Genomic DNA, 18,798 nt, shown 5'->3' on the forward strand with positions numbered 1-18,798 from the left:
GCGGAATATTGTCCAGCGGCACTAGCGCGGTGCTTGCCGATGTTTCGCCTTGCGTCTGTTTGGGCGCCTGTGCCCAGTTATCCGGTACCCATGGTTTTCAGCATGCATCACGACTGTCAGGACCTTATTCGTCTGTTCGACGAATGCTTTCTAGCAGACCTCAATACCTGCCTGTTGGGCGGCTACCCCGAGCCGGAATATCTGCCTGCCGACGCTGAGCATCCGCATCACCGTATTCTGTTTACCCGAGATTATTTCCGCAGTGCGTTGCACGAAGTTGCCCACTGGTGTGTCGCCGGCCCCGAACGCCGGCTGCTGCCGGACTTTGGCTACTGGTACGCGCCGGACGGGCGCACTGCTGATCAGCAGCGTACGTTTGAGCAGGTTGAGGTCAAACCGCAGGCGTTGGAGATGATCTTCTGTTTGGCCGCTGGCCATCGCTTTGACGTCAGCACCGACAACCTCAGCGGCGAACAGACCGATCCTGCGCCTTTCCGCGCCAAGGTACACGCCCAGGCGCAGGTGTATCTGCGTGAGGGTATGGGGCAGCGCCCGACCCGGTTTGCGCAGGCGCTGCTCGACGCCTATCAGCCGGGGCGTGCGCTCGACCTCGGTCTTTTTCAGACAGTGGCGGCGGCCTAAACCGTCATCGGTATAACCTGGGCGCCGCGTGGTATGCGCGGCGCAATCGACTCAGGTGCGCTGAGCGCATCGGGCGCCAGGTATTGCAACACGGCGTCGCGGGTCTGCACCCAGGCCTCGCGGCTTTCCATGTCCAGAAAATGCCCGGCACCGTGCACGGTGGCGAACTGGCTTCGGCGAACATAGCGGTTGAAGTCACGCGCGTCTTCGACGCTGGTGTAACGGTCCAGATCCCCATTGACGAACAGAATCGGCACGTCGATATCGGCGCTGCCACGTAGGTAGCAGCGTGTGTCCTGGGTCAGTACCTGGCTGACGTGGAAAGCCATCTGCTGATACTCGTGCTCTTCGAGGCTGATGATGTGGCGGAAGTTGAAGCGTTTCACCAGTGAGGGCAGGTACTCGCCGATGGTCGAGTTGAGCAGGTCGCCGAGTTGGCGGCGCTCGGCATTGAGCAGCAGGTCGATGCCGCGCTCCAGATAGGCACGCATCGCTGAATTGATTACCGGCGAGAAAGCCAGCACGACCGCCTTCTTGATTCGGGCCGGGCGTTGGGCCAAGGCCAGCAGGGCTGAGGCTCCGCCCCATGAAAACGACATCAGGTGATCGGCCTGATAGTGCTCAATCAACTCAAGCAGAATGCCGGCTTCCTGTTCCTTGGTAATCGGTCGGCGGTTGCTGTTCAGCGGTTTGGATTGGCCCGCATAGGGCTCATCAAACAGCACCACATTAAAGTGTGGCTGCAGGTAGCGCACGGTCTGCGCGAAGGATGCCGTCGTCGCCAGCGACCCGTTGACCAGAATGACCGTGCCGCGCGGCGCCGGGCTGGCGTAATAGTGGGTGTGGATACTGAACTGTCCTAGTGTTTCTACAACGTTGTGTTCTGCTTTCATGTTCCCTGTCTCCGGAATTGGCTGGACCCGGCCGCCGCTGGCGGGTCATACAGGGCAGTTGCAGGCAAATGGCCGTAAACAAGCAAAATCGCCACGCCGGTCGTAGCTCGACCGCTGTGATTGTGGTTATGGCGACAGGGTGGTGAGGACAGTCCCGGGGGCGGCGCAGTGGGTGGTGCGTCGGTGCTCCCGTTACTCAGGCAGGTCCTGCAAAGGTGAGGCATGGCCTCAAAAAACGCTTGGAATCATTATCAGACCGAAAAGTCACATTCGGACTGTGGTTTTCAGTTAAGCAGGGGCGGTGTCTCGGCGCAAGCAGTTGTTGCATCAAGGCGACAAAATGCGCGTCCGGGTGGACGCGCCGTCGCAGACCCTCGACAATGCTCTGCGTTCTTTTTTGCCAAGTGATCCTTCATGCATATCGTTGCCGATGAAAATATCCCCCTGCTGCAGGCCTTCTTTGCTGATCAAGGTCGGCTGACTACGCTACCCGGACGCTCTATTCGTCGCGAGCACCTGCTGGATGCGGACGCCTTGCTGGTACGCTCGGTGACACGCGTAGATCCGGCGCTGCTCGAAGGCACACCGGTGCAGTTTGTGGGTACCTGCACCATCGGTACCGATCATTTGGATCTGCCGGGGTTGGCGGCGGCCGGTATTCAGGTCGCCAGCGCGCCTGGGTGCAATGCGCGCGGGGTGGTCGAGTATGTGCTCAGCTGCCTGCTGACCCTGTCCGAGCGCACCGGCCAGCCATGGCGTGAGCGCCGGGTCGGTATTGTCGGCGTCGGCGAGGTCGGCAGTCGTCTGGCCGCGACGCTCGGTGCGCTGGGGGTGGAATGTGTTCTCTGTGATCCGCCGCGGGCAGCGCGTGGTGAGTCGGGCTTTGTCGATCTGGACACCTTGCTGGCGCAGGTTGATGTGGTCAGCTGTCACGTTCCGCTGACCCGTAGCGGCTCGCACGCGACCTGGCACCTGCTTGATGCGCCAAGACTGATGGCCCTGCGACACGGCACCTGGTTGATTAACAGCAGCCGCGGCCCGGTCATCGACAACCATGCGTTATCTGCGTTGCTGACTGAACGGTCTGATCTGCAGGTAGCGCTGGATGTGTGGGAGCTGGAGCCGCAGGTGGACATCGCCCTGCTCAAGCAATGCGCGTTGGGTACGCCGCACATCGCAGGCTACAGTCTGGATGGCAAATTGCGTGGTACCGAGCAGATTTATCGAGCTTGGTGTTGCCACCGTGGTGAGGAACCGCGGTTGAGTTTGCCGGCACTGGCGCCGGACGCCGGATGTGCGCAGTTGCAGTTCAGCGCCCAGACGCCGGCGCAGTGGATGCTGGAAAAAGCCTTGCGGCAGGTGTACGACGTGCGTGATGACGATGCGCGGTTTCGGGCTGTGATGATGCCGCTGGCTGGTCAGAGCACAGGCGCTGCATTTGATGCGCTGCGCAAGGATTACCCGCTGCGCCGCGAATGTCCGCAGGTACAGATTCTGCAGGCGGAGGGAGAAGGGCAGGCCGCGTTGTTGGCGGCCGCCGGATTCAGTGTGTAAAGCGCGGTTGCGCTGCCACCCATTGACGGTCCAGCGCCTCGCAGGCTTGCTGAATCATCTGTTCGGTGATGGCGACTTCGCGACCCGCGTCATCGATGATAAAACCACCGACGCTATGGGCCGGGTGAACCAGAATCTCGGCGCTTTCACGGCTCGGTTTCAGGGCAGGCACGTTCATGGTTGTCTCCCGTTATCAGTCAGGTTCAGCCGCTTGAGCAGCTGAACGCAGGATATGGCATTGCCATGACGGATTTGTGACATGGAAAACCCCGTAGCAGAGCAGCACAAGACGCTTTTTCGAATTGGCTTGATCATCAATCCACTGGCCGGTGTTGGCGGTCGCGCAGCCCTCAAGGGTTCGGATGGTGTCGCGGAGCAGGCGTTGGCGATGGGCGTCGAGCCGCAGGCCCACAGTCGTGTGCGGCAGGCTCTGGCGCCGTTGCTGCCGCTGCGCGGGCGCATCCAACTGTTGGCTGCGCCGGGCGTCATGGGCGCCGACTTGCTCACCGATATGGGTTTTGATTGCGAGGTGGTGGGGGCGTTGTCTCGCCCGCCTGAGACATCGGCAGAAGATACTGAAGCCATCGCACGGCAGATGAGCGAGCAGGGCGTTGATCTGTTGCTGTTCGCGGGTGGCGACGGCACCGCGCGCAATATCTGTAATCAGCTCGATGGCCGCCAGCTGGTGCTGGGCATTCCGGCTGGGGTGAAGATTCACTCCGGAGTCTATGCGGTCAACCCGCGGGCGGCGGGTGAGCTGGTTGCGTTGTTGGTGCAGGGCGAACTGATCCGCTTGCGTGAAGCCGATGTGCGCGACATCGACGAACAGGCCTTTCGCAATGGCCAGGTACGCACGCGCCATTACGGCGAGCTATCGGTACCGGAAGAAGGACGCTTCGTGCAGCAGGTCAAACAGGGAGGGCGCGAGGTCGAAACGCTCGTACTCGACGATATCGCGGCGGGTCTACAGGAAGAACAGGACGACGGCACCGGCTGGATTCTCGGGCCGGGCTCGACCACCCTGGGCTTGCTTGAGGCCATGGGGCTCGAAGGCACGCTGCTGGGTATCGATGTTCTGCGCGACGGCGAACTTATTTTGCGGGATGCGACCGAGCAGCAACTCTGGGGGGTGGTCGAGCAGGGCGGCGACTGGCGCATTTTGGTGACCGCCATCGGTGGGCAGGGCCATATCCTGGGGCGGGGAAATCAGCAACTGTCGCCGCGCATTATCCGAGCGGTTGGATTGGAAAACCTGCTGGTGGTTGCCACCAAGACCAAACTGCGCAGCCTCGCCGGACGCCCCTTTCTGGTCGACACCGGGGACAGCGCGCTCGACAGTGAGTTGAGTGGCTTACGCCGGGTGCTCAGTGGTTATCGTGAGGAAATGCTGTACCCGGTTAGCTGGAAGGCCGAGTAAGCTGGGACACAATGGTGTGGATGGGGGAGCGTTCCGCTAACCGGTCCGCGGACACGCTGGCCCGTTATCTTGGCAGGGCACGTTTTCGTTACAGGGCAGTAATGAATAGACGCGATATCAAAAAGGCTCATGAGCAGAGCGTCCTGCGCTCCTTCAAGCGTTACCTGGAGGGTGTCGGGCGGGCGTTGCAGATTGTTGGCTATCCGGACCCGCCGGATGCGGTCGTCGTGCTTGATGGCAGGCCGTGCTGGATCGAGATAACCGATGCCTTTATCGGTGCCGACTTCGCCCGCAGTTTGACCAGTTTTGCGGCTGACGATGTGGAGTACATTCCTGCCGGGCGTGAGGCCGCTGTTAACCCGGAAGAAAACTTTGCCGATGAGGTAGTCGCAGTAGTCGAGAAAAAGTACGCAAAGGCCTCGATTACCGAGGTGTACCAGGGCAGCGGCGCGGGCATCCTACTGGTAGGTCTGTATTCGCCGTTTATCTTCGAGCGCGAGGTTACCCAGATTGTTGATCTGCTCTCAGCGGTACGGCGGCAGCACGATGGCCGGTTCAGCGAGCTGTATGTGTATAACGCGGTCCATGACTTTTTTCTGGTTCCCTGAGTCGAGGCTGTGATGAAGCGGCTGCTGTTGTTACTTTGTCTGCTGTACCCCGTGGCGTCCAACGCCGCCTGCGTTGTGCTACTGCATGGTCTGGCGAGAACGTCGAATTCCATGGAGACAGTGCAGAAGGCGCTGGCGGAGCAGGGTTATCAGACGGTCAACGATGGCTATCCATCGCGCGATCATGCGGTTGAACAACTTGCTGAACTGGCCATCGCGCCTGCTATTGCCAAATGCTCCGCCGAAGAGCCAATCCACTTTGTTACCCATTCTTTGGGCGGGATTTTGGTTCGTCAGTATCTGAGCGAGCATGATATTGAAAACCTCGGGCGGGTTGTCATGCTCGGCCCACCTAATGGTGGCAGCGAGGTGGTTGATGAGCTTGGCGATGTTCCCGGATTTCACTTCATCAACGGTGATGCCGGAATGCAGCTCGGTACCGGCGAACTGAGTGTCCCCAGGCGTCTGGGTAAGGCCAATTTTGATGTCGGCATCATCGCCGGTACGCGCAGCGTGAATCTGATCCTGTCTACACTCATTCCGGGACCAAACGACGGTAAGGTGTCGACGGAAAACGCCAAGCTCGGAGGGATGCGCGATTACATCGAGCTACCGGTCACCCACACTTTCATGATGAGCAACAAGCAGGTTATCGAACAGGTTGTTATCTATCTGCAAACTGGTCGTTTTGATCATCACGCCAATCTTTAGGCGTCTCTTCGGTTAGTTCGTTTCGACTCCCCCCATTAAGTGCTCGCGTCAGGATCGGCAGCTGATCTTGACCAAGTTGGCATGTCTATTTACGTCAAAAGTGTGATGTGCCGAGAAAGACAGCACGTTAATTTGGGCCGCGCGGAGACTAAGCCGCAGGTATTTTAGCTATGACATGGCGGAATAGACCCGCTACACAGGAGTGACGTTTATGAAAATCGGACCTTTTGTGCGCCTTCCAAGGACGCGTAATGGTTTGCTGTTGGTGCTGCTATTGCCGGCGACTTTGTTGATGACCGGCTGCCCAGGTTACGCCCTCGTGCCGCCTGGCTCGGGCGCCTACATGGAGCAGGCGTCGACGGATCCGGAAAAGATCGCTAGGCAGATGGAGGAGGCGATGAATATGCAGCTGACCGATTCGGAACGCCAGGAGTTAGTGGCACAGCTGACAGATAAAACCACCTACGAGCTTTTGTACCTCAGTCAGAATGTGGCTGCGCTCGCCGAGTTGCGTCAGAGCGAGAATGACAACGACCCTCGTGTAGCGGCTGCAAAAAACCTGAAAACGCCTGATGGCATGACTCCGCTGCAATATCTTCAGCAGTTGATGACCACTTCGTTTGGCAGTTCGTCGCTTGGTTGAGGAGGGGGACATCCCCATGAATTCAAAAGTTATGCTCGCTGGTGTGCTCACCATTGCTCTTGGCACTGTTCCGGTAGCGACAGCAGAAGACGCCGCTCAGCGGTCCGGCAACCTTGACGCCATGTACGCCCTGATCGACGGCATCACCAACGGTACACTGACTGAGAGCGAGGTGCGCGCATTGGTGGCGCCATCCACCAATCAGTATCCGTATTCGGTGTGGGCGCAGTACCAGCGCAGTAGCGTGAAGGATGACCGAGGCGTGCTTGGCAAAGAGGCTGACAGTGACACCTACGCCACTGGTATCGATTACCGACTTAACTCACGTACCGTGCTGGGCATCGGTATTTTGCATCAAGATGTAGAAATGGAATCGGACGTTAGCCCTGCACCTCTTGGCGGCTACACGGATGTGGACAACGACGGTAACGGCTTGATGCTCTATGGCAGTTATGTCCTGAACAACGGGTTGTTGGTGGACGGCAGCTTCAGCTACGTTCGCACCAACGTCAGCATTACCGACGGATCCGCTTTCGCCGACCCCACTCAGAAGTCGACCGACTCAACTGACTACGCCCTGGCGGTTGGTATCAGCGCGCCCGTACTGCCGGTAGCCGAGCGAATCTGGTTGGACGCAAGAGCTTCTTTTACCCATGCTTGGGGTGAGCAGGATAGCTTTTATGATGTCTTCGACCGCCGGCATGACGGTCAGGATTATCAGGTTGGCACGCTCGGCGTCACCAGTAACCTGAACTATCGCGTCAATGAGTGGTTCATTCCGTACGCTGGAGTCAATGTGGGGTACGACCTCTACTCGGATGCTGCCGACCCTGACGATGTGTTGAACCCCGGCGGCTGGTCTGCCACTGAGGTGCCGAACCAAGGTGAACGTGACGAGTTTTCTTATGGTTATCAGGTCGGCGTCTATAGCCCGCTATCGGATACCTTTTCGGTTGCGGCCAGCTTTGCCGATACGCGTTGGGGCAGTGAGCTGAAGGTCCGCTCCCTGGCCGTTACTGGGCGATTGCTTTTCTGACATTCCCCGTTGTGTGTGGCATTTGAGCCGGGCAGCATTTTGCTGCCCGGCTTTTTTTGCGAAGTGCTGCCGTTGCCCTGCGCAAGGGCGCTTTACCAGGATGCTCGGCCGGGTTACCGTCGGGTGACCTCCACCACATGGATCGGCAGCATGGATGGTGACGTTCCAGCTTTATTCGGTTCTGAGCGCATGCTGACGGTGCCCTCTGCGGGAACTGGTGCAGCATGTGATCTGTTTTCCAGCGTTTGCGCACGGCCAAATCTGCTGATTTCAGGCAACCGGCGAGTCCGCGTATATGTTTGAATTCTGGCGTCGCTACCGACTACGCAAGGCGTTTCAGCGTTACGTCCAAATACTTGGTCCTGCGCTGGTTAGACGTTATGGTCCGCTGGATCAGTTTACCGTTGCGCAAATCCAGGCTACTGCTGGAAGCCTGAAACTTGACCTGCGCTTCATTGCCTATGCGGTCGCTCTGTATCGGCAAGATGCGTCGGAAAACACCGTCAATCTACTGCGGCTGGATCAGCCGTTTCTTGATCTGCTCAGGGCGGAAATTGCCGAAGCATTCTTCGATGGGGATGTTGGCTACAGCGCCCAAGCGGTATTGGCGCTCAGCACAAAACCTGGATGGCAGGGTGGGCCCGTGCCGGACTGGCTGGAGAACAGTCGGGGGCGTATCAGTCTTTAGTAGTTCCTGTTGGCTGTATTCGGGGCGACCATGATTACCTATGTTGAGTTCGATGAGGACTGGCAGGTGATTGGGGGGGGGGCAATAGAAGCTGCACTGTCGAAGCGTGCGATGCAGGTCGCTCGGACAGAGCTGACAGATGACTGCCAATGGAGTCGGCGGGGAAGTGAGCTACGGGCGGCCGTTTAGCAGAGCTGCGCCACAAGTACTCAGTAACACAGAATCAGCATAAGGAAGGGAACATGAAGAACAATCTGGATTTGCAGGTCGTGAGCGCTTTGCAGGCTGGCCGCAAGGTTGAAGCGATCAAGCTGCTGCGCGAGGAACGCGGAATTGGCTTGAAGGAGGCGAAAGAGATAGTCGACAGCTATTGTGAAGAGCATGGCCTGAGCAGTTCTTCGCAGACCTCGGGTGGCGCAGGCGGGTTGGTACTGGTTGGGGTGTTGGTAGTCGTTGGCTATCTGGTCTACCGCTATGTGCTTGGATCGCCCGCGGGTTAATACGATATGGGACTAGGTTGCGAGGAGACATAAGATGACGTTTCTGCAGAAGTACTCTGAGTACAGTTACGCAGCGTTTCGGATCGTGACCGCGTTTCTGTTCCTGTGTCACGGGACTCAAAAGTTGTTCGGTTTTCCTGCCGAGTTTCCCTATCCGCTCAACGCGATGACCACCAGTGCGGCCGTGATCGAACTGGTTGCCGGCGTGCTGATTATGGTGGGGTTCTATTCCCGCTACGCGGCATTTATTGCCAGCGGCACGATGGCAGTGGGGTACTGGATGGTGCATGGCTTGAACCATCCGTTTCCGCTTGTTAATGGTGGTGAAATCACTGCGTTTTACTGTTTTGCCTTCCTGTATATGGCGACCAAGGGGCCCGGGATCTGGGCTCTCAATGACAAGTAACGGCAGGCGCGGTAATAAAAAACGGGGTCAGGCGTAAACCTGATCCCGTTTTTGTTTAGCGCTGATGGCTTAACGGTAGTTGCCAGCACGCAGGGCGGCGATGCGCTCATCCAGCGGGGGGTGGCTCATCAGCAGGCCCGCCAAACCGTTCTTCAGGCCGCCGTTGATGCCGAAGGCGGTCATCTCGCCTGGCATCTCGACCGGAATACCCTGTTCAGCTTTGAGGTGTTCCAGCGCCGCGATCATGGCGCCTGCACCTGCCAGCTGGGCGCCGGCGGCATCGGCTCGGAACTCACGCTGGCGTGAAAACCACATGACGATGATGCTGGCCAGAATGCCCAGGACCAGTTCGGCAAAGATGGTCGCGATGAAGTAGCCGATGCCCGGGCCTTCGCCTTCGTTCTTGAATACCGCGCGGTCGACGAAGTTACCGATGATGCGGGCGAAGAACATTACAAAGGTGTTCACCACGCCCTGAATTAGCGACAGGGTGACCATATCGCCGTTGGCCACGTGACCGATCTCGTGGGCCATGACCGCCTTAACCTCGGCGGGGCTGAAGCGCTGCAGCATGCCTTCTGAGACGGCAACCAGCGACGCGTTCTTGTTCCAGCCGGTGGCAAAAGCGTTCGGCGCGCGGGAGGGGAAGATCGCCACTTCCGGCATGCCGATACCGGCGGTGCGCGCCAGTTCTTCTACCGTATTGACCAGCCAGCGTTCCTGCTGAGTCTGCGGCTGTTCAATGACGCGGGCGCCGGTGCTGCGCTTGGCCATCCATTTGGACAGAAACAGCGATACAAAGGAACCGGCGAAGCCGAACACGGCACAGAAGATCAGCAGCGACTGCAGGTTCATGCCACCTTGGCCGTCATGGACGCTACCAACGCCCAGCAGACTCAGGGTAACACTGGCAACCAGAATGACTGCTACGTTGGTAGCCAGGAACAACAGTATGCGCATCATGGGGATATCAAGTCCTATCGAATGAAATCAGGGTGTTACAGCCACCCACTCGTGGGCATGGCTATTTGCATGAGGCTTATATTGGGCGAAAGCCGGCGTCTTTCAACGGCCACTCTATGACAAAACGTGTCGTGCCCAGGTTCCGTGGCGAATGCCTGTGGTCAGCGGCGGAAGCACTGCTGTACGGCGTCGAATATTTCGTTGCTTGATCCGCTGTGCAGCGCGTCGCGCAGGCGTTGGGCAAGCGTCGCTCGCTGGCGTGCGACACTGGCTGGCAGTTCGGGCTGCACGCGCTGTGGATCCGGAGCCGAGAGCAACGTGAAAGCGCGCTCGGTCAAACAGCACTGATCGATGGCTTCCTGGCGAATGGTGTCGGTGTAACGCAGAAACCCCTCATCTGCGAGCCACAGCATGGTGCTGAAACAGGCCATGTGCCGTGGTGCGGGTACGCCGAAGGGGTCTGGTTCATGCTCGCCGATCAGGTCGACGACAAACAGGCTGCCCGGCTGGGGAAAGCGGTTGTACAGCGCCACCAGGATGCGGGCAACATCCTGGTGGAAGTCCTCGATATGCAGGTCGGCTGCCACCGGGCTTACTGCCGGTAACTCTTGAGGAAGTTGGCGATGCGGCCAATAGCCATTTCCAGATCGTCCTTGCGTGGCAGCGAGACGATGCGGAAGTGGTCGGGCCACGGCCAGTTGAAGGCGGTACCTTGAACGATGAGAATTTTTTCCTGCAGTAGCAGGTCGAGCACCATCTTCTCGTCGTTGTGAATCGGATAGACCTTCGGGTCCAGGCGCGGGAACAGGTACAGCGCGCCCTTGGGTTTGGTGCAGCTGACGCCGGGAATCTCGTTGAGCAGTTCCCATGCGGTGTCACGCTGCTCCAGCAGGCGACCACCGGGAAGGATTAGATCGTTGATGCTCTGGTAGCCGCCGAGCGCAGTCTGGATAGCGTGCTGAGATGGCACGTTGGCACACAGACGCATCGAGGCGAGGATTTCCAGGCCTTCCAGATAACTGGTGGCGTGCTGTTTCGGCCCGCTGATGATCATCCAGCCAGAGCGGAAACCGGCAACCCGGTACGACTTTGACAGACCATTGAAGGTGAGGCAAAGCACATCGGGGGCAACCGCAGCCAGCGACTCATGAACCGCGCCGTCGTAGAGAATCTTGTCGTAAATCTCATCGGCAAACAGAATCAGGTTGTGCTCTCGAGCCACCTGAGCCAGTTGCTCCAGCACCTCACGCGGGTATACCGCGCCGGTCGGGTTGTTCGGGTTGATGACCACCATCGCCCGGGTGTTGGGGGTGATCTTGCTGCGGATATCGTCGATATCCGGGTACCAGTCGGATTGCTCGTCGCACAGGTAGTGCACAGGCTTGCCGCCGGACAGACTGACCGATGCGGTCCACAGCGGGTAATCTGGTGCCGGGATCAGTACTTCGTCACCGTTGTTGAGCAGGCCTTGCATTGCCATGACAATCAGCTCGGACACCCCGTTGCCGAGGTAGATGTCGTCAATGCCGACGCCGGGGATATTCTTGGTCTGGCTGTAGTGCATGACAGCCTTGCGAGCCGAGAACAGGCCGCGGGAGTCGCTGTAACCCTGGGCGGTAGGCAGGTTGAGGATGACGTCCTGGAGGATTTCCTCCGGCGCCTCGAAACCAAAGGGTGCAGGGTTGCCAATGTTCAACTTGAGAATGCGGTGACCTTCTTCCTCGAGGCGCTTGGCGTGCCGCAGAACGGGCCCGCGAATGTCGTAGCAGACATTGGCCAATTTGTTGGACTTGCTAACCTGCATGGTGCTTACCTTGTCAATCCAGGGCTGAGTAGGGTGTGTCGGGGAGGCGGGTGGAGACTTCCCTGAGCGCGCTTAAAGCGCTCATCATACGTGGTGCGTGGGCGAGTGTGAAAGCCCGATTATGGTTATCCGGAGTGTTATTCATGAACAAAATCAACAAGAGCGAAGCCGAGTGGCGCGAGCAGTTGTCAGATACCCAGTTTCAGGTCTGCCGTCTGAAAGGAACCGAGCGACCATTTACCGGTGCCTACTACCGCAACAGCACCCCTGGGGTGTACCACTGCATCTGCTGCGAAGCGCCGTTGTTTGATACAGACACGCAGTTTGATGCTGGCTGCGGCTGGCCGAGCTACTACCAGCCAGTGCGGCCCGACGTTGTGGAGGAGCACGAGGACTTCAGCCACGGTATGCACCGCATTGAGGTCACCTGTGCGCAGTGCGACGCGCATCTTGGGCATGTGTTCCCGGACGGTCCACCGCCAACCGGTTTGCGCTACTGCATCAACTCGGTTTGCTTGCGATTGGAGCCGCGGGAAGCTTGATTGATTGTGCGCAACTTTGTTGACATAAATTGATTTGCCGCTACGCTTGAGGCTCGGGCTTAAATCACGTTATCCAAGGAAGCGCTCATGAGTACGTTGCTGGACATTCCCTGCACCACGATCGACAACCGCGAGTCTTCCCTCGCCGAGTTGGGCGGCAAGGCCTATTTGGTGGTCAATACCGCCAGCAAGTGTGGCTTTACCCCACAGTACAAGGGCCTTGAATCGCTCTGGCAGGATTACCGTGATCGTGGTCTGCAGGTGACCGGTTTTCCATGCAACCAGTTTGGCGCTCAGGAGCCTGGCAGCAGCGACGAGATCAGCCAGTTTTGCGAGCTGAATTACGGTGTCAGTTTCCCGCTGTTCAAAAAGGTCGACGTTAACGGCAGCAACGCCCACCCGCTGTTTGTCGAGCTGAAAAAACAGGCGCCGGGCCTGCTGGGCAGCAAGGGCATCAAATGGAACTTCACCAAGTTTCTGGTTGATGGTCAGGGCAAGGTAGTCAAGCGCTACGCGCCGACTACTGCACCCGATCAGCTGCGCGCGGATATCGAGGCGCTGTTGTCGTGAGCGCAACGCGCAACCCGGACGAGCTGGATGGGCTGCTGGCGCTGGATAACCAGCTGTGCTTTGCGCTGTATGCCGCCTCGCGCGCGCTGATGCGTACTTACCGCCCACTGCTTGAACCACTCGGGCTGACCTATCCGCAGTATCTGGTAATGCTGGTGCTCTGGGAGTGGCAGCGTGAGCCGCCAGCGCACCCCGGCGTCAAGGCGCTCGGTGAGCGACTGCAGCTGGATTCGGGTACGCTCACACCGCTGCTCAAACGACTGGAAGCCCAAGGGCTGATTCAGCGTGAGCGCGTCAAGGGTGGTGACGAACGCCAACTGCAGGTCAGCCTGACGGCCGCGGGAGTGCTGCTGCGCGAGCAGGCCGGTGAGGTACCGCGGGCGTTGATGTGCAGTATGGGTATGAGTGCCGAGCAGGTGCGGGTGTTGCGCAGCGGGCTGGATCAGTTGTTGATGGATCTGCAGGAGTAGGTCACTCGGCGGGCTTCAGCCAGCGTTGCAGTACGCCTTGCAGATCTTCGCGCTTGAACGGTTTGGCAAGATAGTCGTCCATTCCCGCATCCTTGCAGCGCTGTCGATCCTCGTGCAAGGCGTTGGCGGTCAGGGCTACGATCGGCAGGTTGTGCCAGCGTGGGTCGGCGCGCATCCGGCGGCTGGTTTCGTAGCCATCCATTACTGGCATATTGCAGTCCATTAGCACCAGGGCGTAGTCCTGTTCAGCCAACTTGGCGAGCGCGATCTCACCGTGCTCGGCCAGGTCTACTTCAAAGCCCAGGCGGCTAAGCATCCCCTTGGCGACCATCTGGTTGACCGCATTGTCTTCTACCAGCAGCAGGCGCTGACCGGTGCCGAGGGGCTGCTGAGCCGCGCTTTGCTCGCCGCTTGGTTGCGCTTCAAACAGACTGTCGATGGCGCGCGCAAGGCGATGGCGCGGCGGCGGCGTTGCGACTTGTTGGCGAACGTGGCAGGCCTCAGCCCTAACCGCATCGAGCTGCTGACCGTAACTGCAGATCAGCAGGCGCGGGATATCCGGCGCCACCTCGCGTAACCGTTCAGCCAGCAGCGGGCTATCGATCAGCCAGCAAGCTGCGCTTGGTAACCTTGTTGGCAGCGCTTCATCCGCAGAGTAGTCGACGCGCTGACAGGCCATCTTCCAGCTTTCTAGCAGCCGTTGCAGGGTGCCGCCTTGCAAATGGCCGCGTTGGTTCCAGATGAGTACGGAGCAGGGCTGAGGGCGCTTGTAGCGGGGGGCTTGCTCGTGCCGCAACAGTGGCAGACGTACGCTGAAAGTGCTGCCTCGTCCCTGGGTGGACTCAACGCCCAGCTCGCCGTGCATGGCCTCGGTCAAGCTCTTGCACAGTGTCAGACCAAGGCCAGTGCCACCGAAGCGGCGCGAGATCTGCGCGTCGGCCTGGGTGAACGGTGAGAATATCTCGTTGATTGCCTGCTCCGGGATGCCGATACCCGTGTCGCTTACGCTGATGCAGACCTGCTGTTGCTCGCCCTCGCTGCGTTCTACCGTGAGGCGCAGGGCAACGTGCCCTTGTTCGGTGAACTTCAGCGCGTTGGATAACAGGTTGCTGATGATCTGGCGGATGCGCGTCGGGTCGCCCAGCAGCAGGCCAGGCAAGGCCGGGTCGATTTCGCAGATCAGCTCGATATCCTGCTTGCCGGCGTTCTGCGATAGCAGGCTAGCGGTTTCTTCCAGCAGGGCGCCGAGGTCGAACGGAATTTGCTCGAGTTGCAACTTGCCCGCCTCGAACTTGGACAGGTCGAGAATGTCGTTGAGCAGCGCGACCAGAACCTTGCCTGAGTCATAGGCGATAGACAGCTGCTGGCGTTGCTCGTCATTGAGTGCGCTGTCCAGGGTCAGTCCGATCATACCGAGCAAGCCGTTGATGGGGGTGCGGATCTCATGACTCATGTTGGCCAGGAAAGCAGAACGTGCACGGGCCATATCGAGGGCGGCTTCGCGGGAGGCTTCCAGCTCACGGTTGGACTCGCGCAGCTGGGCGTTGGTGTGCTGCAGCTCGGTAGTGCGCGACTCAACAATGCTCTCAAGCTCTTCAAGGTACTTGCGCAGGCGCTCCTCGGCTCGGAGTTTCTGGCGCAGGTTAACGTCGATGCTCTGCAGCTGGCGGTTGATTACCTCGACCAGTGCGCCAATCTCGTCCCGCTCGTGGCCATCGGGGCAGGGTAAGCGGCTGCGCTCGCCCTCGGTCTTCATGTTCAGCAAATCGTTGATCAGGTGAACCAGCGGCTTGGTCAGCATGGCGTAGAACAGCACCATCAGAATGAGCGACAGCACCAGGCTGAGCACGAAGCCCGACAGCATGGTCAGCCCGGCGCGACGCAGGAAGCTTGCGCCCTGATAGAACGTATCGACCTCGATAACGAGATGCCCAAGCAGCTCGTTCGGTGCGTGTTCGACATACAGCGGCTGGGAGTAATCGCGCCGGCGGCCGAACAGTGCATCGCTGACGGCGCGATAGCCGCTGTTCGCCATCGGACGGCTGACGCTGGCCAGTGCTATGCCGTTGTTGTCGATAATCTCTGCGCGCACCACCTCTGGAGCTTCCAGCAGGCCATTCACCAGTTCCAGGGCCAGTTCGGCATCAATGTTGTAGGCGATGCGCGAGGCGGGGCTGAGGCTGACATTGATCTGGGCCTGCACCTCCTGATCGATCAGGGCGTCTTCTGAGCGGTAGTCGACGATGACCTGAATCAGACTCAGCAGCGTGCCGAGAATGAACGCGGCCAGTACGCTGAGCCGCGCCTGTTTGAATGACAATCTGTTGGTGAAGCGAATATCCATGGCGGGGCGTCGAGTCCGTTGGCGTCCTTTGCTGAGCTTAGCGCAATTGTTGGCAGTATGATGGCCCTTCGCTGCGCTATTGGTGACGGTGGCGCTGGCGTGGCATTCTTGCACGTTTGACGGGCTGAGGAGAAACCCATGTCGGGCGTCAGTAGCGAGCAGTTCATGCAGCGGGTTGTTGAGTTTATCGAGCGTTTTGAGCGCACCCTGCCGGAAGCGCCAGCGTCGGTCGACTGGGACACTACCTTCGCCGCTCGCTGGAGTATGGAGGGGCAGCGCTGCCAGTTGCGTCCCTTACAAGTCAGTCTGAGCTTGCGGCTGGACGACCTGGTAGGCGTGGAGCGGCAAAAACAGTTGTTACAGGCCAACACGGGACAGTTTGTACGTGGTTTGCCTGCGAACAATGCGTTGCTCTGGGGCGCGCGCGGTACGGGCAAGTCGTCACTGGTGCGCGCATTGCTGAGCGAGTACGCCGCGCAGGGGATGCGTCTGATCGAGGTAGACAAAGCTGATCTGGTGCATCTGTCGGCATTGCTGCCGCTCCTGGCCGGACAACCCTGGCGCTTTGTCCTGTTTTGCGATGATCTGGCTTTTGAAGCGGATGACAGTGGCTACAAGGCTCTGAAGACGGTGCTTGATGGTACTGTCGAAGCCAGCCCGGAGAACATTCTGCTCTACGCCACCTCCAACCGTCGACACCTGTTGCCCGAGCACAACAGCGACAACCTGTCGGCAAAGCAGGTTGATGGTGAAATTCATCCGGGTGAGGCAATTGAAGAGAAGATCGCGCTGTCAGATCGCTTTGGGCTCTGGGTGTCGTTTTATCCGTTCAGCCAGGACCACTATCTCGCGGTAGTGCAGAAGTGGCTTGGGCAACTGGCTGCCGAGCATGGCTTGCAATGGCAATGGGATGACGCGCTGCAGCTTGAGGCAGTGCGCTGGGCGACCGGGCGGGGCAACCGCAACGGGCGTTGCGCGTACCAATTTGCGCGCTCTTGGGTAGGGCGTCAGTTGCTCGGCAACTGACGCTGAGTCATCACGGCCGCTTACATGCGGCCGCTGAGCTTGGCTACCAACTGATGCTCAGCCGGAAGCAGAGCCGAGACGCTCTCGCGGGCGGTAACCCGGCTGAGCAAGGACGACAGTCCCGGCCAGCGCTGCTCGTCGACAAGCTCTCCGCCGTGGGCCATGTTTATCAGCTGACAGACCACTGCGATATCGGCCAGGCTGAATTGCTCGCCAAGGAAGAACTTCTGCTCGCCAAGCTCCCCCTCCAGATAGTCAAACAGCGGTGGCAGGTGCTTGGTCAGTGATGCTTGCACCCGTGCCTCATCGGCCACCTCACCAACGCTGCAGGCGACAATACGTGGGAAGAACACCCCGAAGGTGCAGTGCGGTGCCAGTTCGTAATCTGCGTACTTCTCCAGCCAGCGCACGCGGGCGGCTTGTTCGGGGGTGCTGCCGTACAGCGATGGACCGCCGCGGCTGTCTTGCAGGTACTGGCAGATTACCGCTGAGTCGGCCAGCTTCAGATCACCATCGACAATGGCCGGAATGCGCCCCAACGGGCTGATGTCGTAGTACCAGTCTGGCTGGCCGCGGGGAGGGATGAATGTGTGCTCGTAAGGGATCTGGTGCTCTCCCAGCAGGATGCGCACCTTGCGCACGAAAGGCGACAGAATGGCGCCGTAGACAGTCAAGGCCATGTTGAGGCTCCAGTACGATTTTGTGGGTGGCGTCAGTGCACGCTGCTGGCGCAATGACGCAGTGGATGATGGGGGGAAGTGGCTGGCCCGGTCTTGCTGGCGGAGGTAGGCGAACGGGCAGGCCGTCCGCCATGAACGTCAGTCGTCGTAAACCGCTTTCTTCTGCCAGCCGGCATCTGCTGACTCCAGCTCGGCTAACCCTGCAGTCAATTCGCTGGGCTGGCCTTCGTCGGCCCGGTTCTGCTCGACTACTGCTGCCTCGGCGCGCTGCAGCAGACGCTTGTACTGCTCCAGATGCTGGGCAAGCGCGGGGTTATTCAGACGAGTAAGGAATGCAATCGCGCGCTCGTACTGCAGTTTGGCGACCCGCGGCTTGCCTTGCTGCATGCCCAGCTTGGCGGTCGCGTTGAAGGTTTCGAGTGTGGCGGTGATCATGAAACGACGTACCAGGCCGCCGGCCTGCTTGAAGGCGGCGTTGTCGATCAGTCGGTCCTGTTCGGCCAGCTGCAGTTGTTTGAACAGGTTCTCCAACTGAACGCGCGCTTCTTTGCCCTTGGCTTCGTTGTCGAGATCTACCTGTGGATTGTTCGGCAGGACGTTCTCCACCAGCGCTGCGCGGGCCTGAGCGAGGCGCTGTTCTACCTCGGGGGTTCTGCTGATGGTGTACAGTCTGTCCAGCAGCGCTGCCTCGATCTGCAGGACAACGCTGGCAAGCTCTGCGGGCATGAACTGGCCAGGAATGCTGTTCATGGCTTGATGGGTTAGCTTAACGCGCGCGTTCAGCTCTGCAGCCTGCCGCGCTCGTTCCAGTCGATTGCGTTCCAGACTGTGGCTGATGAATCCCACGCAGACGAGAATGATCAAGCCTCCCGCCAGCAAACCGCCGATAAGTAGTGGTGACACTGTCGCTGTCTCTCTTATTGAAGTCGGAGCTTTCTACAAATCTGTGTCGATACTGACCGGCATAGTGTTGCGGGTCAGTGTCACTTTTGCATCATGGCCGACTCATTTGAGTGGGACAAGTCCTTTTTCCCGCGGTATGGCGTTGCAAAGGCGTCAGGGTCAAGGCTCACAGGCTCGGCTCGGACAGTCGGTGCGACGATGGCGGAAATAGAAAAAAACCTGAAAAAATATCAGCTTGAGGGGTTGACGATGTTTCGGGGCGTGCATAAAATGCGCGCCACTTGCAGCGAACATCACGCAGTAAGTAGCCAGGTTAACGCCTCGGCATAGAGAAGTCCGGATACGTCCCCTTCGTCTAGTGGCCTAGGACACCGCCCTTTCACGGCGGTAACAGGGGT

General features: G+C 59.2%; 22 protein-coding genes. 14 read left to right on the plus strand and 8 right to left on the minus strand.

Going from position 1 to position 18,798, the window contains the following annotated elements; genetic code table 11:
* Positions 1-102 precede the first annotated feature (102 nt).
* Positions 103-642 (plus strand): elongation factor P hydroxylase, encoded by a 540-nt coding sequence (locus tag AAFM31_RS13700; RefSeq protein ID WP_341708489.1) that lies wholly within the window; start codon positions 103-105, stop codon positions 640-642.
* Here the strand turns inward: AAFM31_RS13700 and AAFM31_RS13705 are convergent.
* Positions 639-1,535 (minus strand): alpha/beta hydrolase, encoded by an 897-nt coding sequence (locus tag AAFM31_RS13705; protein WP_341708490.1) that lies wholly within the window; start codon positions 1,533-1,535, stop codon positions 639-641. The genes AAFM31_RS13700 and AAFM31_RS13705 overlap by 4 nt on opposite strands.
* Before the next feature lie 414 nt (positions 1,536-1,949).
* Between AAFM31_RS13705 and pdxB the strand changes: the two genes are divergently transcribed.
* Positions 1,950-3,089 (plus strand): 4-phosphoerythronate dehydrogenase PdxB, encoded by a 1,140-nt coding sequence (gene pdxB, locus AAFM31_RS13710; RefSeq protein WP_341708491.1) that lies wholly within the window; start codon positions 1,950-1,952, stop codon positions 3,087-3,089.
* Here pdxB and AAFM31_RS13715 read toward each other — a convergent pair.
* Positions 3,079-3,267, minus strand: coding sequence for a PA1571 family protein (locus AAFM31_RS13715; RefSeq protein ID WP_341708492.1), 189 nt, complete (start codon positions 3,265-3,267; stop codon positions 3,079-3,081). The two genes, pdxB and AAFM31_RS13715, sit on opposite strands and share 11 nt — an antisense overlap.
* Before the next feature lie 81 nt (positions 3,268-3,348).
* On the opposite strand from AAFM31_RS13715, the gene AAFM31_RS13720 reads away from it, so the two are divergent.
* The 8 genes from AAFM31_RS13720 to AAFM31_RS13755 all read left to right on the plus strand — a co-directional run bounded on the left by AAFM31_RS13720 (position 3,349) and on the right by AAFM31_RS13755 (position 9,098).
* Positions 3,349-4,506, plus strand: a complete 1,158-nt coding sequence (locus tag AAFM31_RS13720) for an ATP-NAD kinase family protein (protein ID WP_341708493.1) — start codon at positions 3,349-3,351, stop codon at positions 4,504-4,506.
* A gap of 101 nt (positions 4,507-4,607) precedes the next feature.
* Positions 4,608-5,114, plus strand: coding sequence for a hypothetical protein (locus AAFM31_RS13725; RefSeq protein WP_341708494.1), 507 nt, complete (start codon positions 4,608-4,610; stop codon positions 5,112-5,114).
* A 12-nt stretch (positions 5,115-5,126) separates the two neighbouring features.
* Complete coding sequence (locus AAFM31_RS13730; RefSeq protein WP_341708495.1) at positions 5,127-5,825, plus strand: hypothetical protein; 699 nt, start codon at positions 5,127-5,129, stop codon at positions 5,823-5,825.
* A 211-nt stretch (positions 5,826-6,036) separates the two neighbouring features.
* Positions 6,037-6,468 carry a hypothetical protein gene (locus tag AAFM31_RS13735; protein ID WP_341708496.1) on the plus strand — a complete coding sequence of 144 codons (432 nt, stop codon included), beginning with the start codon at positions 6,037-6,039 and terminating at the stop codon, positions 6,466-6,468.
* Between the two features lie 16 nt (positions 6,469-6,484).
* Positions 6,485-7,504, plus strand: a complete 1,020-nt coding sequence (locus AAFM31_RS13740) for an autotransporter outer membrane beta-barrel domain-containing protein (RefSeq protein ID WP_341708497.1) — start codon at positions 6,485-6,487, stop codon at positions 7,502-7,504.
* 295 nt (positions 7,505-7,799) lie between these two features.
* Positions 7,800-8,192: a DUF6559 family protein gene (locus AAFM31_RS13745; RefSeq protein WP_341708498.1), complete on the plus strand. Its 393-nt coding sequence runs from the start codon at positions 7,800-7,802 to the stop codon at positions 8,190-8,192.
* 242 nt (positions 8,193-8,434) lie between these two features.
* Positions 8,435-8,692, plus strand: coding sequence for a ribosomal protein L7/L12 (locus AAFM31_RS13750; protein WP_341708499.1), 258 nt, complete (start codon positions 8,435-8,437; stop codon positions 8,690-8,692).
* Positions 8,693-8,726: 34 nt separating this feature from the next.
* On the plus strand, positions 8,727-9,098 hold the full coding sequence (locus AAFM31_RS13755) for a DoxX family protein (protein WP_341708500.1): 372 nt from the start codon (positions 8,727-8,729) through the stop codon (positions 9,096-9,098).
* 69 nt (positions 9,099-9,167) lie between these two features.
* Here the strand turns inward: AAFM31_RS13755 and htpX are convergent, their stop codons facing one another.
* The 3 genes from htpX to AAFM31_RS13770 all read right to left on the minus strand — a co-directional run bounded on the left by htpX (position 9,168) and on the right by AAFM31_RS13770 (position 11,865).
* Positions 9,168-10,061 (minus strand): protease HtpX, encoded by an 894-nt coding sequence (gene htpX / locus AAFM31_RS13760; protein WP_341708501.1) that lies wholly within the window; start codon positions 10,059-10,061, stop codon positions 9,168-9,170.
* 161 nt (positions 10,062-10,222) lie between these two features.
* On the minus strand, positions 10,223-10,648 hold the full coding sequence (locus tag AAFM31_RS13765; protein WP_341708502.1) for a hypothetical protein: 426 nt from the start codon (positions 10,646-10,648) through the stop codon (positions 10,223-10,225).
* A gap of 5 nt (positions 10,649-10,653) precedes the next feature.
* Positions 10,654-11,865: a pyridoxal phosphate-dependent aminotransferase gene (locus AAFM31_RS13770; RefSeq protein ID WP_341708503.1), complete on the minus strand. Its 1,212-nt coding sequence runs from the start codon at positions 11,863-11,865 to the stop codon at positions 10,654-10,656.
* A gap of 143 nt (positions 11,866-12,008) precedes the next feature.
* Between AAFM31_RS13770 and msrB the strand changes: the two genes are divergently transcribed.
* The 3 genes from msrB to AAFM31_RS13785 all read left to right on the plus strand — a co-directional run bounded on the left by msrB (position 12,009) and on the right by AAFM31_RS13785 (position 13,447).
* On the plus strand, positions 12,009-12,407 hold the full coding sequence (gene msrB, locus AAFM31_RS13775; protein WP_341708504.1) for a peptide-methionine (R)-S-oxide reductase MsrB: 399 nt from the start codon (positions 12,009-12,011) through the stop codon (positions 12,405-12,407).
* 87 nt (positions 12,408-12,494) lie between these two features.
* Positions 12,495-12,977 carry a glutathione peroxidase gene (locus tag AAFM31_RS13780; protein WP_341708505.1) on the plus strand — a complete coding sequence of 161 codons (483 nt, stop codon included), beginning with the start codon at positions 12,495-12,497 and terminating at the stop codon, positions 12,975-12,977.
* Positions 12,974-13,447, plus strand: a complete 474-nt coding sequence (locus tag AAFM31_RS13785) for a MarR family transcriptional regulator (protein WP_341708506.1) — start codon at positions 12,974-12,976, stop codon at positions 13,445-13,447. Before AAFM31_RS13780 ends, AAFM31_RS13785 begins: the two co-directional genes overlap by 4 nt.
* A gap of 1 nt (position 13,448) precedes the next feature.
* Here AAFM31_RS13785 and AAFM31_RS13790 read toward each other — a convergent pair whose 3' ends face one another.
* Positions 13,449-15,791: an ATP-binding protein gene (locus AAFM31_RS13790; protein ID WP_341708507.1), complete on the minus strand. Its 2,343-nt coding sequence runs from the start codon at positions 15,789-15,791 to the stop codon at positions 13,449-13,451.
* Positions 15,792-15,929: 138 nt separating this feature from the next.
* Between AAFM31_RS13790 and AAFM31_RS13795 the strand changes: the two genes are divergently transcribed.
* Positions 15,930-16,817, plus strand: a complete 888-nt coding sequence (locus tag AAFM31_RS13795) for an ATP-binding protein (protein WP_341708508.1) — start codon at positions 15,930-15,932, stop codon at positions 16,815-16,817.
* 20 nt (positions 16,818-16,837) lie between these two features.
* Here AAFM31_RS13795 and AAFM31_RS13800 read toward each other — a convergent pair whose 3' ends face one another.
* Both AAFM31_RS13800 and AAFM31_RS13805 read right to left on the minus strand, forming a co-directional pair.
* A complete protein-coding gene (locus tag AAFM31_RS13800) occupies positions 16,838-17,497 on the minus strand; it encodes a glutathione S-transferase family protein (RefSeq protein WP_341708509.1) in 660 nt (219 codons plus the stop codon).
* Positions 17,498-17,635: 138 nt separating this feature from the next.
* Positions 17,636-18,400: a hypothetical protein gene (locus AAFM31_RS13805; RefSeq protein WP_341708510.1), complete on the minus strand. Its 765-nt coding sequence runs from the start codon at positions 18,398-18,400 to the stop codon at positions 17,636-17,638.
* Positions 18,401-18,798 lie beyond the last annotated feature (398 nt).

Origin of the sequence: Halopseudomonas sp., from assembly GCF_038130085.1 — a bacterium.
Lineage (GTDB): Bacteria > Pseudomonadota > Gammaproteobacteria > Pseudomonadales > Pseudomonadaceae > Halopseudomonas.

Excerpts from the sequence above, each read along its gene's own strand:
- AAFM31_RS13700 (WP_341708489.1), top strand. The coding sequence starts at position 103 with ATGCATCACGACTGTCAGGACCTTATTCGTCTGTTCGACGAATGCTTT.
- AAFM31_RS13705 (WP_341708490.1), bottom strand. The coding sequence starts at position 1,535 with ATGAAAGCAGAACACAACGTTGTAGAAACACTAGGACAGTTCAGTATC.
- pdxB (WP_341708491.1), top strand. The coding sequence starts at position 1,950 with ATGCATATCGTTGCCGATGAAAATATCCCCCTGCTGCAGGCCTTCTTT.
- AAFM31_RS13715 (WP_341708492.1), bottom strand. The coding sequence starts at position 3,267 with ATGAACGTGCCTGCCCTGAAACCGAGCCGTGAAAGCGCCGAGATTCTG.
- AAFM31_RS13720 (WP_341708493.1), top strand. The coding sequence starts at position 3,349 with ATGGAAAACCCCGTAGCAGAGCAGCACAAGACGCTTTTTCGAATTGGC.
- AAFM31_RS13725 (WP_341708494.1), top strand. The coding sequence starts at position 4,608 with ATGAATAGACGCGATATCAAAAAGGCTCATGAGCAGAGCGTCCTGCGC.
- AAFM31_RS13730 (WP_341708495.1), top strand. The coding sequence starts at position 5,127 with ATGAAGCGGCTGCTGTTGTTACTTTGTCTGCTGTACCCCGTGGCGTCC.
- AAFM31_RS13735 (WP_341708496.1), top strand. The coding sequence starts at position 6,037 with ATGAAAATCGGACCTTTTGTGCGCCTTCCAAGGACGCGTAATGGTTTG.
- AAFM31_RS13740 (WP_341708497.1), top strand. The coding sequence starts at position 6,485 with ATGAATTCAAAAGTTATGCTCGCTGGTGTGCTCACCATTGCTCTTGGC.
- AAFM31_RS13745 (WP_341708498.1), top strand. The coding sequence starts at position 7,800 with ATGTTTGAATTCTGGCGTCGCTACCGACTACGCAAGGCGTTTCAGCGT.
- AAFM31_RS13750 (WP_341708499.1), top strand. The coding sequence starts at position 8,435 with ATGAAGAACAATCTGGATTTGCAGGTCGTGAGCGCTTTGCAGGCTGGC.
- AAFM31_RS13755 (WP_341708500.1), top strand. The coding sequence starts at position 8,727 with ATGACGTTTCTGCAGAAGTACTCTGAGTACAGTTACGCAGCGTTTCGG.
- htpX (WP_341708501.1), bottom strand. The coding sequence starts at position 10,061 with ATGATGCGCATACTGTTGTTCCTGGCTACCAACGTAGCAGTCATTCTG.
- AAFM31_RS13770 (WP_341708503.1), bottom strand. The coding sequence starts at position 11,865 with ATGCAGGTTAGCAAGTCCAACAAATTGGCCAATGTCTGCTACGACATT.
- msrB (WP_341708504.1), top strand. The coding sequence starts at position 12,009 with ATGAACAAAATCAACAAGAGCGAAGCCGAGTGGCGCGAGCAGTTGTCA.
- AAFM31_RS13780 (WP_341708505.1), top strand. The coding sequence starts at position 12,495 with ATGAGTACGTTGCTGGACATTCCCTGCACCACGATCGACAACCGCGAG.
- AAFM31_RS13790 (WP_341708507.1), bottom strand. The coding sequence starts at position 15,791 with ATGGATATTCGCTTCACCAACAGATTGTCATTCAAACAGGCGCGGCTC.
- AAFM31_RS13795 (WP_341708508.1), top strand. The coding sequence starts at position 15,930 with ATGTCGGGCGTCAGTAGCGAGCAGTTCATGCAGCGGGTTGTTGAGTTT.
- AAFM31_RS13800 (WP_341708509.1), bottom strand. The coding sequence starts at position 17,497 with ATGGCCTTGACTGTCTACGGCGCCATTCTGTCGCCTTTCGTGCGCAAG.